Here is a 13,474-nt window from a genome sequence, read left to right on the forward strand (position 1 = left end):
AAAAACTCCTGTTTACAAGCAAGTTGCTTGCTTTTAGTAATCTCTTACGTCGAGCATACCTAATATTTACGTTTACGCCAACGTAAATCTAAAATCAAGCAAATTGCGATCTCTGAAAGTGTAAAGTTAAGTTGCACATCGAGGTTGCCACTGGCGTGACTTCCGATGTGTCGTCCTCCTCGCCGTTCAGTCGCTGACAACGCGACGATACTGCTGTGTGACGTACCATCTGGAGTGCCTCAGCGGGTCTTCTGTAAGCTAAACGAATACCTAAAGTAGACCAGTATGGGCGATTGCGATATGCGACCAATGGATGAAACAAACGCCATACTTTACCTTTACGTAAACTTCACTTATATTGGACAAATCAGTTTTGATGTAAGTGCGTAAACGATGCTAGACAACAAAGAACCAACTTATTCAATCAGCGAACTCGCCAAGGAGTTTGATATTACCACCCGAAGTATTCGGTTTTATGAAGATCAGGGATTACTTTCACCTGAACGCCATGGCCAGACCCGCATTTATTCTAAGCGCGACAAAGTGCGCCTGAAACTCATTCTGCGTGGTAAGCGATTAGGCTTCACCCTGGCAGAAACTGGTCGTTTGTTCGAGCTTTACGACGCCGATAAATCAAGCGCCAAACAGCTTCATACTATGCTGCAACTGATCGAAGAAAAAAAGGCCGATCTGAGTCAGCAAATGGACGACATTAAAGTGGTCCTGATGGAGCTGGTAACAGCGGAGCGCCGCTGTCTGGATACATTAAAGAATTTAGATGAATAGTGATTGAGCAATGTAGCACTTAAAGCGTTTCGCGGCGAGTGCTTAATCAAGAATAACTCTCACACAGGATAACTACAGATGAGCACAGTATCACTTTATAAAGAACTTAACTTTGGCCTGGGCGAAACCGCGGACATGATCCGTGACCACGTTAACAGCTTTGCCAGCAGCGAAATCGCCCCACTGGCAGAAAAAACCGACGAAGAAAATGCCTTCCCAAATGAAATGTGGCCTAAGTTTGGCGACATGGGCCTGCTGGGCATCACGGTGCCGGAAGAATTTGGTGGCGCCAACATGGGCTATCTGGAACATGTTATTGCGATGGAAGAGATCAGCCGTGCCAGTGCCTCAATTGGACTCAGCTATGGTGCGCACTCAAACCTGTGTGTAAACCAGATCAACCGCAACGGTAACCAGGCACAAAAAGAAAAGTACCTGCCTAAACTGGTCTCCGGCGAGCATATTGGCGCACTGGCCATGAGTGAGCCAAACTCAGGCTCTGATGTGGTATCCATGAAACTCAAAGCCGAGAAAAAAGGCGATAAGTTTATTCTGAACGGCAATAAAATGTGGATCACCAATGGTCCGGATGCCGATGTCTTTGTGATCTATGCAAAAACCGATTTAGAAGCCGGCCCGCGTGGTATCACGGCATTCATCGTTGAGAAAAACTTCCCAGGCTTTTCTACAGCTCAAAAGCTCGACAAACTGGGCATGCGTGGTTCAAACACCTGTGAGCTGGTGTTTGAAAACTGTGAAGTGCCTGAAGAGAATATTCTGGGTAACTATAATGAAGGCGTTAAGGTCCTGATGAGTGGTCTGGATTATGAACGTGTGGTACTGGCCGGTGGCCCACTTGGGATCATGCAGGCTTGTATGGATGTGGTTGTGCCTTATATCCACGAGCGTAAGCAGTTCAATCAGTCTATTGGTGAATTCCAGCTTGTACAGGGCAAAATCGCCGACATGTATACGCAAATGAATGCAGCACGCTCTTATGTCTATACAGTGGCAAAAGCCTGCGACCGTGGCGAAACCACCCGTAAAGATGCCGCAGGTGCAATTCTGTATGCCGCCGAGCTGGCAACTAAAATGGCCCTCGATGCAATTCAGTTGCTGGGCGGTAACGGTTACATCAATGAGTATCCTACCGGACGCTTACTGCGTGATGCCAAACTGTATGAAATCGGCGCGGGCACCTCTGAGATCCGCCGTATGCTGATCGGTCGTGAGCTGTTCACCGAAAGCCGCTAAGGAGGCAGCATGACAGTACTAAACTCGACTGTTAATAGTCATGATCCGCAGTTTAAGGCAAACCAGGACGCTATGGCGTCTCTGGTTGCCGACCTCAATGATAAGGTCGCCACATTGTCTATGGGCGGCGGTGAAGCACTGATCGCTCGCCACCAGAGTCGTGGCAAACTATTTGTCCGTGACCGCATTGAGCACCTGCTTGACGAGGGCTCTCCCTTTTTAGAGATCTCTCAGTTCGCCGCCTTCGGTGTGTATGAACAAGATATCCCCTGCGCCGGTGTCGTGGCCGGTATTGGCCGGGTAAAAGGCATTGAGTGCATGATTGTCGCAAACGATGCGACAGTCAAAGGCGGTACCTATTTCCCACTCACAGTAAAAAAGCACCTGCGCGCACAAGAAATTGCAGAACGTTGCCACCTGCCCTGTATTTACTTAGTTGATTCAGGTGGTGCAAACCTGCCTGAGCAGGATGAAGTATTCCCGGATAAACTGCACTTTGGCCGTATTTTCTATAACCAGGCGCGTATGTCTGCCAAAGGCATCCCGCAAATTGCCGTGGTGATGGGCCTGTGTACCGCCGGTGGTGCGTACGTGCCAGCGATGGCCGATGAAAGTATCATAGTAAAAGAACAAGGGACGATATTCCTCGCGGGCCCGCCACTGGTAAAAGCGGCAACCGGTGAGGAAGTCAGCGCCGAAGATCTCGGTGGTGCCGATGTACACTGCAAAGTATCCGGCGTTGCAGACCATTATGCGGAAAACGATGAGCACGCGCTGTCTATCGCCCGCCAATGTGTCTCCCGCCTCAATCACCAACGTCCTGTTCGCCCCGTTCTGAAAGACTTTAAAGCACCTCGATACGATATCCGTGAGATATACGGTATCGTCGGGACGGACCTTAAAAAACCGTTTGACGTACGCGAAGTCATCGCCCGTATCGTGGACGACTCACAGTTTGACGAGTTTAAACGCTACTTTGGTGAAACCCTGGTTACCGGCTTTGCCGAAATTTATGGCCATCCGGTTGGGATAGTCGCCAACAACGGGATTTTATTCTCTGAGTCGGCGCAAAAAGGCGCGCACTTTATTCAGCTCTGTGCCCAGCGTAACATTCCGCTGCTGTTCTTGCAGAACATCACCGGCTTTATGGTAGGTCAAAAATACGAAGCAGAAGGCATTGCCAAACACGGTGCTAAAATGGTTACCGCGGTGTCTTGTGCAGACGTGCCGAAATTTACCGTGCTGATCGGTGGCTCTTATGGTGCCGGTAACTACGGCATGTGCGGCCGAGCCTATGAACCCACCATGATGTGGATGTGGCCCAATGCCCGTATCTCGGTCATGGGTGGCGAGCAGGCTGCCGGCGTACTGACACAGGTTCGTCAGGACGGTCTGGCACGCAAAGGCCAGTCAATGAGCGACGAAGAAGTGGCTGAGTTCAAAAAGCCCATTGTCGAGCAATACGAAAAGCAAGGCCACCCCTACTACGCCAGTGCGCGCTTGTGGGACGATGGCATTATCGATCCTGCCGACACACGCACCGTTCTTGGTCTGGCGCTTGAAGCGGCTGCCAATGCACCAGAGCAGGATTCAAAATTCGGCATTTTCCGGATGTAAGGAGGCCCTATGTCAGTAACCTTAAATATCACCAAGAGCAAAGTCGCCATTTTGGAACTTAGCCGCCCGGAAAAGCACAATGCCTTCAATGCTGAGGTCATTGCCGAGCTAATTAAAAGTATTGAATACGCCAACGAGCTGGATATTCGTGCATTGGTTTTAAAAACCAATGGCAAGCACTTCTCTGCAGGTGCCGACCTGGCCTGGATGAAATCCATGGCTGGTAATAACTACGACGAGAACGTCGCTGACTCTATGGAGCTGGCCAAACTGATGAAAGTGCTGGCAAACAGCCCGCACCCGACAGTCTGCCTGGTTCAGGGCGCGGCATTTGGTGGTGCACTGGGCCTTATCGCCTGCTGTGACATCGCCGTTGCGACCCCGGATGCTAAATTCTGTCTGAGCGAAGTCAAGCTGGGGCTTATTCCCGCCGTCATCAGCCCTTATGTGATCCGCGCCATTGGTGAGCGTCAGGCACGTCGCTATTTCCTCAGTGCTGAGATCTTTACTGCAGATAAAGCACTGAGCATGGGTCTTATCCACGAAATCGCCGAAGACTTAGCCGGTGCCGAATCTCACTTTATTGAAACCCTGCTGAACAATGGCCCGGTGGCGGTCAAAAATGCCAAGGCACTGATAGACGAGGTGGCAGGCCATGCCATAGATGACACACTGATTGCACACACCGCAAAACGGATCGCTGAGATCCGCGTTAGCGAAGAAGGACAGGAAGGCCTGAGCGCCTTTTTCGACAAACGTGCCCCCGGCTGGCAAAACGCGGCCAGCAAGTAAGGAGTACACTATGTTAAAGAAAATTCTGATAGCCAACCGTGGCGAAATCGCCTGCCGTGTCATGCGCAGCGCCAAGCGCCTGGGTTTGAGCACGGTGGCGGTTTACTCCGATGCTGACGCCAACGCCATGCACGTACAACAGGCAGACGAAGCTTATCACATAGGTCCGGCGCCAAGTAAAGACTCCTACCTGGTTGCTGAGCGTATTCTGGATGTTGCCAAGCGTGCCGGTGCGGATTGTATCCATCCGGGCTATGGCTTTTTGTCTGAAAACGAAGCCTTTGCCCAGGCTTGTGAGCAGGCCGATATTGCCTTTATTGGTCCGCTGGCCAGCTCGATTGAAGCCATGGGGTCAAAAACCCGCGCCAAAGAGATCATGGCCGAGGCCAATGTGCCTTTAGTGCCCGGCTATTATGGCAAACAACAGGATACTGATTTTCTGGCTCAGGAAGCCGAGAAAGTCGGATACCCGGTGCTGATTAAAGCCGCTTACGGTGGTGGCGGTAAAGGCATGCGCGTAGTGCGCGAAGCCAGCGAATTTATCAGTGCTCTTGAAGGCGCAAAGCGTGAGGCTGCAGCCAGTTTTGGTAACGACCTGGTGCTGCTGGAGCGTTTTGTCGATAAGCCGCGCCATGTTGAAGTGCAAGTGTTTGCCGACAGCCATGGTAATTGCGTGTATCTGGGCGACCGCGACTGCTCATTGCAGCGCCGCCATCAAAAAGTCATAGAAGAGGCTCCAGCCCCGGATCTTAGCGCAGAGCTGCGCCGCGAAATGGGTGAAGCCGCTGTGCGCTGTGCCCAGGCTATCAACTACCGCGGTGCCGGTACCGTTGAGTTCTTGCTCTGTGGTGACGAATTCTTCTTTATGGAAATGAACACTCGCCTGCAAGTAGAACACCCGGTGACGGAAATGGTGACCGATCAGGACTTAGTTGAGTGGCAAATTCGCGTCGCTAATAATGAAGTGCTACCACTGACCCAGGATGAGATCCGACTCAGCGGCCACAGCTTCGAAGCACGTATCTATGCCGAAGATCCGCAGGAAAACTTTATGCCCTGCTCTGGCGTATTGTCTCACCTGGGTTTCCCACAAGCCAAAGACGGTGTACGCATCGATACCGGTGTACAACAAGGCGACGAGATCAGCCCCTTTTACGATCCGATGATCGCTAAGCTGATTGTGCACGGTCGCGACCGTCGAACTGCGCTATTAAAATTACGCAGCGCACTGGCCGAGGTGCATCTGGCCGGTCTGAAGAGCAATATTGCCTTCTTACATCATCTGGCAGGTCACCCGGCATTTAGTACCACAGCACCGGATACCCACTTTATTGACACCCAAACCGAGACGCTGACAGCATCTCAGGCGCCCAATGACTTATTGGTTTGTCTGGCCAGTGCGGCCTATCTGGCACATCAGCAGGCAGAGAAAGTGACCTCGCCGTGGCAGCTGTCGGGCTTTAAGCTCAATCAGCCGCGTCGTCAGGTATTGCCATTTGCCGACCACCTGGTGGTAGCCGAAGCCAGTGGCAATCAGTGGCAGGTATTTTATCAGGACCTCGACCATACGATGGATGTCCGTCTTGACGGTCACAGCCTGGTCGCCAACCTGGATGGCAAGCGTTTACTGGCGGATGTGGTGATCACCGAAGAGCAGATCACAGTGATGTTTGGCCCTTATCAGTTTGATGTGGCACTTAAATCTAAGCACTACATCAGCGAGCATGAACATCAGGAAGCACCATTGGCTGCGCCACTAAACGGCACGGTCGTGAAACACCTGCAAAGCGTTGGTGCTCAGGTGAGCAAAGGCGATCCAGTGGTTGTCATCGAGGCAATGAAAATGGAATACACTTTGAATGCGCCGTTTGATGGCACGCTCACCAGCTATTGCTTCGACGAAGGCGAGCTGGTCAGCCACGGCGCAATGCTTGCGATTGTTGAGGAGGCCTGAAATGGCGAACTATCCAGCCCAGGTCAAAATAGTTGAAGTTGGTGCACGTGATGGCCTGCAAAATGAGTCCAGTGTATCAACCGACGCGAAAATTGCGCTGGTCAATGCACTGGCCGACGCCGGTTTGAAACACATTGAGGCCGGGGCATTTGTATCGCCCAAGTGGGTGCCGCAAATGGCCGACTCAAGTGATGTGATCCAGGGCTTTGTGCGTCGTGATGGTGTAGAGATCAGCGCCCTCACGCCAAACCTCAAAGGTGCCGAGCTGGCGCTTGCCAACGAGGTCGACGAGTTTGCGATTTTCACCGCTGCCAGCGAAGCCTTTACACAAAAAAACATCAACTGCTCCATTGAAGAGAGTATTGAGCGCTTTCGCCCGGTGGTTGAGCTTGCTCAAAAAAACAACATCAAAGTCAGAGGCTACGTAAGTTGCGTGGTTGGCTGCCCGTATCAGGGAGAGGTCGCACCAGAGCAGGTGCTGTCGGTGTGTAAACAATTATTGGCATTGGGCTGCTATGAGATCAGCCTGGGCGACACCATAGGGGTGGGCACAGCCAATCAGGTTAAGCAGTTGCTCACCTTATTGCTGTCACATATCCCGGCTGAGCGCCTTGCCGTGCACTTTCATGATACCTATGGCCAGGCTTTGACAAACATACATGCAGCGCTGGAAATGGGCATTGCGACCATAGATTCAGCCGTTGCCGGACTGGGTGGTTGTCCCTATGCTAAGGGCGCGTCAGGAAATGTTGCCACTGAGGATGTTGTTTACTTGCTGCAAGGACTTGGCATTGACAGTGGAATTGATTTAGAAAGACTGGCAAAAGCAGGCTGGCAGATTTGTGAGGCGCTGGATAAAGCGCCAGTAAGCAAGGTGTCTCTGGCGCTGAAAAACAGCTGTCAGTCATAACAACCGAAAAACAACGAACAACTAGGAGTGGGCTAATGGCCGGTTTCGATAAAGTAGTTTCAAGCTATGAAGCAGCAATGGAGGGCCTCAAAGATGGCGATACCATTATTGCTGGTGGCTTTGGATTATGTGGTATTCCAGAAGGGTTAATTGCAGAAATTAAGCGCAAGCAAACCAAAGAGCTGACCGTGGTCTCTAACAACTGTGGGGTCGATGACTTTGGTTTGGGTATTTTGCTTCATGACCGCCAAATCAAGAAAATCATTGCCTCTTACGTGGGTGAAAATGCCCTGTTTGAGCAACAGCTGCTAGACGGCATTATCGACGTTGAACTGACGCCTCAGGGCACACTGGCTGAGAAAATGCGCGCAGGCGGTGCAGGTATCCCGGGTTTTTATACCGCGACCGGCTATGGCACCCCAGTTGCCGAGGGTAAAGAAGTCAAAGAATTCGATGGCCGTCCTTACATTCTTGAAGAGTCTATCACTGGCGAATTCGCCATCGTTAAAGCCTGGAAGGCTGATCGCTATGGCAACCTGGTATTCCGCCACACTGCGATGAATTTCAACCCTATGGCTGCAACGGCGGGTAAAATTACCGTTGCCGAGGTCGAAGAAATCGTCGAGCCGGGCGAGCTGGCACCGAGCGAGATCCACACACCGGGGATCTATGTTAATCGCGTAATTCAGGGTAGCTTTGAAAAACGCATCGAACGTGTCACAACCCGTAAGTAAGGAGATCACCATGGCTTTAAATCGTGAACAAATTGCAATGCGCGTGGCGCAGGAGCTTCAGGACGGTTATTACGTTAATCTGGGCATTGGTATCCCTACTCTGGTTGCCAACTACGTGCCTCAGGGTATCGAGGTAATGCTGCAATCTGAAAATGGTCTTTTAGGTATGGGTCCTTACCCAACAGAGGACCAGGTCGATGCTGATATGATCAATGCGGGTAAAGAAACCGTGACAGCAGCCACAGGTGCGGCTATTTTTAATAGCGCCGAAAGCTTTGCCATGATCCGCGGTGGTCATGTAGACTTGACGGTACTGGGTGCATTTGAAGTGGATCAGCATGGCAATATTGCCTCCTGGATGATCCCGAAAAAGTTAATCAAAGGCATGGGTGGCGCGATGGATTTAGTTGCAGGTGCACAAAACATCGTGGTGACCATGACTCATGCCAGCAAGCACGGCGATTCAAAGTTACTGGAGTCTTGTACTCTGCCGCTGACCGGCGTGAACTGTGTGAAAAAGATCGTCACAGATTTAGCTGTGCTTGAAGTGAAAGATGGCGCGTTCCATTTGCTAGAGCGCGCACCGGGTGTTAGTGTAGACGAAATTATCAGCAAAACTGCGGGCAAACTTATCGTCGATGGCGATATTCCTGAAATGCAGTTTGCCAGCTAAATAAACACGGTCTGACACGAAAACACCAACTATGTACCGACCTCATTCCCAGTGCCAAAGGCGCTGAGTTACCCAAAATCCCTCGCAAGAGGGATTTTTTTTACCTGTTTTACCCGTAATTGGTGCGATTTTATTCAGTTAATAGCCCATTCATTTACTTTTATATTCTAGCGCTTACACTTATAAACTAAGACTTTTTCGGCAAGGTGGTACATATACCCCGTTTTGGTCGGTTTATCTTAATTACATCGAAACGTCTTTTGGACGATAAGAAGTCGATTGTAATGGCAAACCATTGGCGTGCCCATTACCGCTGTAACTAACATAAACCCATCGCATGCAGTTTGCATCAAAGCCGGGTGTTACAACTTTGCCATTTCATTTCTCAACTATGAGGTAACAATGGCAGACAATCACGATAAGTATAGTATCGATAATACTGACTATACGGTGGGCCAGGACAACGTACAAAAATGGGGGTTTGATGTTCACAACCCGGTTTTTGGCGTGAGTGCAGGCCTGATCTTATTATTTCTAATTGCAATCCTGGTCAGCGACGCGGAATCGGCAAAGGCGACACTGGATGGCCTGAAGTGGAAAATCATCGGCGCGTTTGATGCCGTCTTTATGTGGTCGGGCAACTTCTTTGTGCTGTTTTGCCTGGCGCTGGTGCTCTCTCCCTACGGTAAAATCCGCCTTGGTGGCGACGCGGCCAAACCTCAGTACACCACCCTCTCCTGGCTGGCCATGCTGTTCGCCGCGGGTATGGGGATCGGGCTGATGTTCTGGGGCGTTGCCGAGCCGGTGGCCTATTACACCGGCTGGTTTAAAACCCCGCTGAATGTCGTACCCAATACACCTGAAGCCGCGGAAATGGCCATGGGCGCCACTATGTACCACTGGGGCTTGCACCCCTGGGCGATTTACGCCGTTGTCGCGCTCTCTCTGGCTTTCTTTGCCTTTAACAAAGGCCTGCCGCTGTCTATTCGGTCTATTTTCTATCCTCTGTTAGGCGACAGAGCCTGGGGCTGGCCGGGTCATATCATAGATATTCTGGCGGTACTGGCCACCTTATTTGGCCTGGCGACCTCGCTTGGTCTGGGTGCACAGCAAGCCAGCGCCGGGATCCAACATGTGTTTGGCATAGAAGCAGGTCTCGGGCTACAGATCATGGTGATCGTGGGCGTCACTTTGCTGGCCATCATTTCTGTGGTGCGTGGCATTGAAGGGGGCGTTAAAGTGCTCAGTAACACCAATATGCTGATCGCTTTTGCGCTGCTGCTGTTTGTCATGCTGGCCGGCTTTGCCGTGGCGCTTGGTAATATTCCCACCACCATTATGGCCTATGTGGAGAACATCATTCCACTGAGTAACCCACACGGGCGTGACGACGAAGCCTGGTTCCAGGGCTGGACTGTGTTTTACTGGGCCTGGTGGATCTCCTGGTCACCGTTTGTTGGTATGTTTATCGCACGCGTTTCTGAGGGCCGCACGATTCGTGAGTTTATCATTGCTGTGCTGCTGATCCCGACTTTAGTCACCACCTTGTGGATGTCAGTGTACGGTGGCATCGCTATAGATCAGGTGAAATCTGGCGTGGGTGCACTGGGCGAAAATGGCCTGACGCAGGTGCCGCTGGCCATGTTTGAAATGTTTGAACAACTACCACTGGGCGATCTCTTGTCATTTGTCGCCATCGTATTGGTGCTGGTGTTCTTTATCACCTCGTCGGATTCCGGCTCTCTGGTCATAGACAGCATTACGGCCGGCGGTAAAATTGATGCTCCTATTCCGCAACGGGTGTTCTGGGCCACCGTAGAAGGTGCTATCGCTGCGGCGCTGCTGTGGATCGGCGGCACGGAGGCCATACAAGCCTTGCAGGCGGGTGCCATCTCAACCGGTCTGCCATTTACGGTCGTACTGCTGCTGATGTGTCTGAGCCTGATCCTCGGGTTGCGCACGGAGCAAACCAAGTCTTAAATAAAGGTATATCTGTAACAGGATAAGGATTGAAAATGGCATGTTTCTCAACATGCCATTTTTGTTTCTGCTTGCTCACATCCACAGCGACTTAATGTCTGTATGCTGCGAGTAGTGATGCTGAAGTTGTGCCTGAAACAACTCAGCCGTCGCCAGGGCATCACTGAGTGCATGATGCGCCACATAGTAAGGCAGACCATAACGTTTGCGGCTGTCGGCCAGGCGAATAGACGGGATCGGCTGGCGTTTTATCCGCTGCCAAAGCGTAAGCCGGTTGGTTTCAATGCGATGCTCCAGCGCCATGGTATCAATCAGCGGAAATTCAATCCCCTCGCCCAGCCGTTGCATTAGCGCCTGATTAAAGAACGGCCGCTCAATATGGCGGTAATGAACCACAATGACCTTGCCTTCCAGGCAAGTCAGCAGCTCTTCCAGTATGGCGTCCAGATCGGGCGCTTCACTGACCTGCGAATGAGTTATCTGATGCACTACTACCGACTCTTTGTGCAGTGGTGTAGCAGGTTTTAAGATCCAATGCCTGGCGTCGCGGCAATAGGCTCTTCGCGCGTCAAAGGGCACCAGACCGACGCTGACAATGTCATCGGTTTCATAATTCAGTCCAGTGGTTTCAAAATCCAACGCCACGAACTGAGCCTGAGACACTGGCGTGTCGGGCGCCTGTACGCCCGCGGTATAAAATGCCCTGAGCCGCTCATCACTACTTTGCCGCGCTAAGTGGGCGAACCGGTTAGGCCAGGATAAAATGTCGCCTTGCATTGCCATTACTTGAGTATCGCCTTGTTCTGGTAGCGGATCTTGAGGTAGCTTTGCGCTTTGTCCAGTACCGCAAATGCTTCTTTGAGATTGCGCTGTTCAAACTCAGATAGCCGTTTTGGCAAAATATTGTTGTCGGGCTGTTTACCCTGCTCTATTTGCCGGGCCTGATGGCGAATACGGATCATGGCAATATACTCCAGCGCCGCCTCTAAATCCTCTACTTTACCCGGTGGTAATAACTTCGCCTCTTTAATGTCCTCCAGGCGCTCAAACGAGTTTTGTTTACGCGAGCCGATGGCCAGGGCATGCACACGCACCAAATCAGACAGTGGCGCGGTACCGCGGCGCTTAATATTCAGCGAGTGCTTATGCTCTCCGTCCTGCTCCAGTACAAAGTCTTTAAAAAAGCCCAGCGGCGGAGTTCTGCGCAGTGAGTTACTGGCCATGGCAGCTAAAAACCGTGGCGTGATCTTCGCTTTCTTTGCCACCAACTCACTTAAGCGGCTGGCCAGCTGGGTACGACCAAACACCCCATCCAGGTCGAAGAAAATAGAGCTGTGTAACAAGGCTTCCGGTTTGGGGTTATCCATCCAGTCTTCAAACTGAGCCTGCCAGTCACTGGCACTTAGACGCCACTGCGGGTTGGTCGCCATAATGCCCCCGTCACAGAGCTTATAGCCGCATTGTGCCAGGCCGTCACAGACAAACTTGGCCAGCGCGGCGAAGTAGCTGTCATGTTTGTCGGCCTCAAACGCATCATCCAAAATTAAAGCATTGTCCTGATCGGTCACGATAAGCTGCTCATCCCGTGCCATTGAGCCCAATGCGATAAAGCAGTAAGGCACCGGCGGTTCACCCAATTTATCTTCTGCCAGCTCCAGTAAGCGCTGCTTGATGGTACGGCCAATGACCGACATAGCCGTGCCCACCATGTGTGAGTTAGCATCTTCGTTCACCAGACGCACAAACACACTGGCCAGCGATTGCGCGTAGTGCGCCAGGTCCTCAACGCTTTGCTGCTCCATGATCCCTTTAACAAACAATAAGCTGCTCTGAGACTCATAGCGCAAAATATCCGACAGGGCAATCACACCAATGGGACGACGTTTATGCACCACAGGCAAATGATGCAGATTGTCTCTGAGCATCATCATCATGGCCTCAAACACATAGGCATTGGAGTCGACTATGGTCAGCTCCCGGGTCATGATAGTGGCAACCGGCTGGTTGGTGTCTAAGCCCTCCGCCACCACTTTAATTCGCAGGTCTTTATCGCTCAGGATCCCGACAATTTGACCGTCATCATCCTCAGGATCGTCACTGACCGGTTTGCTTGGATCGTACACCAGCAAGGCAGATACCTGCTCTTCGGTCATTAGTTTTGCCGCATCACGGATTGAACGGGTCAGCTCTACCGACACCAGCTCGCGCAGTAACAGGGTTCTGACTTTGGCCGTGGTCAGGTCGTTGCTGTCGGCCTGATCCGACACCGCCTGGATCAAACCGCCACTGTCGTCGGCCTCAAAAAAGTCCGCAAATGCCTCGTGTTCATCACAAAATGCTTCAAACAAGGCCACGGGAATACAGTAAACCAGGGTGTCTTCCAAGGCCATCACCGGAAAACGTACTTTGCGGTTCATCAGCAAGCCGCGCTGACCAAACAAGCCCCCTTCAGAAATGCGGTTATAGAGCTCACCATTGCGACGATATACCTCCACAGAGCCGGCGCGCACCACATATAAATTAGCAATCGATTCTCCGTAATGCAGTATTTCACTGCGTGCACGGTAATAGCCAACCTCAACCTCACTGGCAAGTTGTTTGAGCGCATCTTCGGGTAAATCGTTAAATGGCGGATGTGCAGATAAAAACTGCATGATCTCAAAGTGTTCTATTTGCATAATGACCGTTTTATGACCCTGATTATGACTATTGTGGGTAATTGCGCAGATGAACGCAAGGGAAGCACCTGAGTCGGCTTGCTCTGAGTATATTTT

11 protein-coding genes are annotated in these 13,474 nt (G+C 51.5%); 9 read left to right on the forward strand and 2 right to left on the reverse strand.

The features are described from left to right. Nucleotides 1-393 precede the first annotated feature (393 nt). The 9 genes from C3B51_RS04930 (at nt 394) to C3B51_RS04970 (ending at nt 10,700) form a co-directional block, all read left to right on the forward strand. Nucleotides 394-786, forward strand: a complete 393-nt coding sequence (locus tag C3B51_RS04930) for a MerR family transcriptional regulator (protein WP_046003794.1) — start codon at nt 394-396, stop codon at nt 784-786. 78 nt (nt 787-864) lie between these two features. Continuing rightward, entirely contained in the window at nt 865-2,040 is a 1,176-nt protein-coding gene (locus tag C3B51_RS04935; protein ID WP_054016869.1) for an isovaleryl-CoA dehydrogenase, read from the forward strand. Nucleotides 2,041-2,049: 9 nt separating this feature from the next. Beyond that, entirely contained in the window at nt 2,050-3,657 is a 1,608-nt protein-coding gene (locus C3B51_RS04940; RefSeq protein WP_130244358.1) for a carboxyl transferase domain-containing protein, read from the forward strand. Nucleotides 3,658-3,666: 9 nt separating this feature from the next. After that, the gene (locus C3B51_RS04945) at nt 3,667-4,449 is read left to right on the forward strand and encodes an enoyl-CoA hydratase/isomerase family protein (RefSeq protein WP_125718942.1); all 783 of its coding nucleotides are present in this window, start codon (nt 3,667-3,669) and stop codon (nt 4,447-4,449) included. Between the two features lie 10 nt (nt 4,450-4,459). Next, nucleotides 4,460-6,403, forward strand: a complete 1,944-nt coding sequence (locus tag C3B51_RS04950) for an acetyl/propionyl/methylcrotonyl-CoA carboxylase subunit alpha (protein ID WP_130244359.1) — start codon at nt 4,460-4,462, stop codon at nt 6,401-6,403. Between the two features lies 1 nt (nt 6,404). Beyond that, the gene (locus C3B51_RS04955; protein WP_130244360.1) at nt 6,405-7,313 is read left to right on the forward strand and encodes a hydroxymethylglutaryl-CoA lyase; all 909 of its coding nucleotides are present in this window, start codon (nt 6,405-6,407) and stop codon (nt 7,311-7,313) included. A 35-nt stretch (nt 7,314-7,348) separates the two neighbouring features. Beyond that, on the forward strand, nt 7,349-8,047 hold the full coding sequence (locus tag C3B51_RS04960) for a CoA transferase subunit A (RefSeq protein ID WP_046003788.1): 699 nt from the start codon (nt 7,349-7,351) through the stop codon (nt 8,045-8,047). Between the two features lie 10 nt (nt 8,048-8,057). Next, a complete protein-coding gene (locus C3B51_RS04965) occupies nt 8,058-8,720 on the forward strand; it encodes a CoA transferase subunit B (RefSeq protein ID WP_125718936.1) in 663 nt (220 codons plus the stop codon). A 402-nt stretch (nt 8,721-9,122) separates the two neighbouring features. Further along, nucleotides 9,123-10,700 (forward strand): BCCT family transporter, encoded by a 1,578-nt coding sequence (locus C3B51_RS04970; RefSeq protein WP_130244361.1) that lies wholly within the window; start codon nt 9,123-9,125, stop codon nt 10,698-10,700. A gap of 75 nt (nt 10,701-10,775) precedes the next feature. Here the strand turns inward: C3B51_RS04970 and C3B51_RS04975 are convergent, their stop codons facing one another. Next, nucleotides 10,776-11,483: a 3'-5' exonuclease gene (locus tag C3B51_RS04975; protein WP_430929833.1), complete on the reverse strand. Its 708-nt coding sequence runs from the start codon at nt 11,481-11,483 to the stop codon at nt 10,776-10,778. Then, a complete protein-coding gene (locus C3B51_RS04980) occupies nt 11,483-13,378 on the reverse strand; it encodes a DUF294 nucleotidyltransferase-like domain-containing protein (RefSeq protein WP_130244363.1) in 1,896 nt (631 codons plus the stop codon). The genes C3B51_RS04975 and C3B51_RS04980 overlap by 1 nt, the downstream gene beginning before the upstream one ends. Between the last annotated feature and the right edge of the window lie 96 nt (nt 13,379-13,474).

The organism is Pseudoalteromonas rubra (assembly GCF_004212645.1).
Lineage (GTDB): Bacteria > Pseudomonadota > Gammaproteobacteria > Enterobacterales > Alteromonadaceae > Pseudoalteromonas > Pseudoalteromonas rubra_G.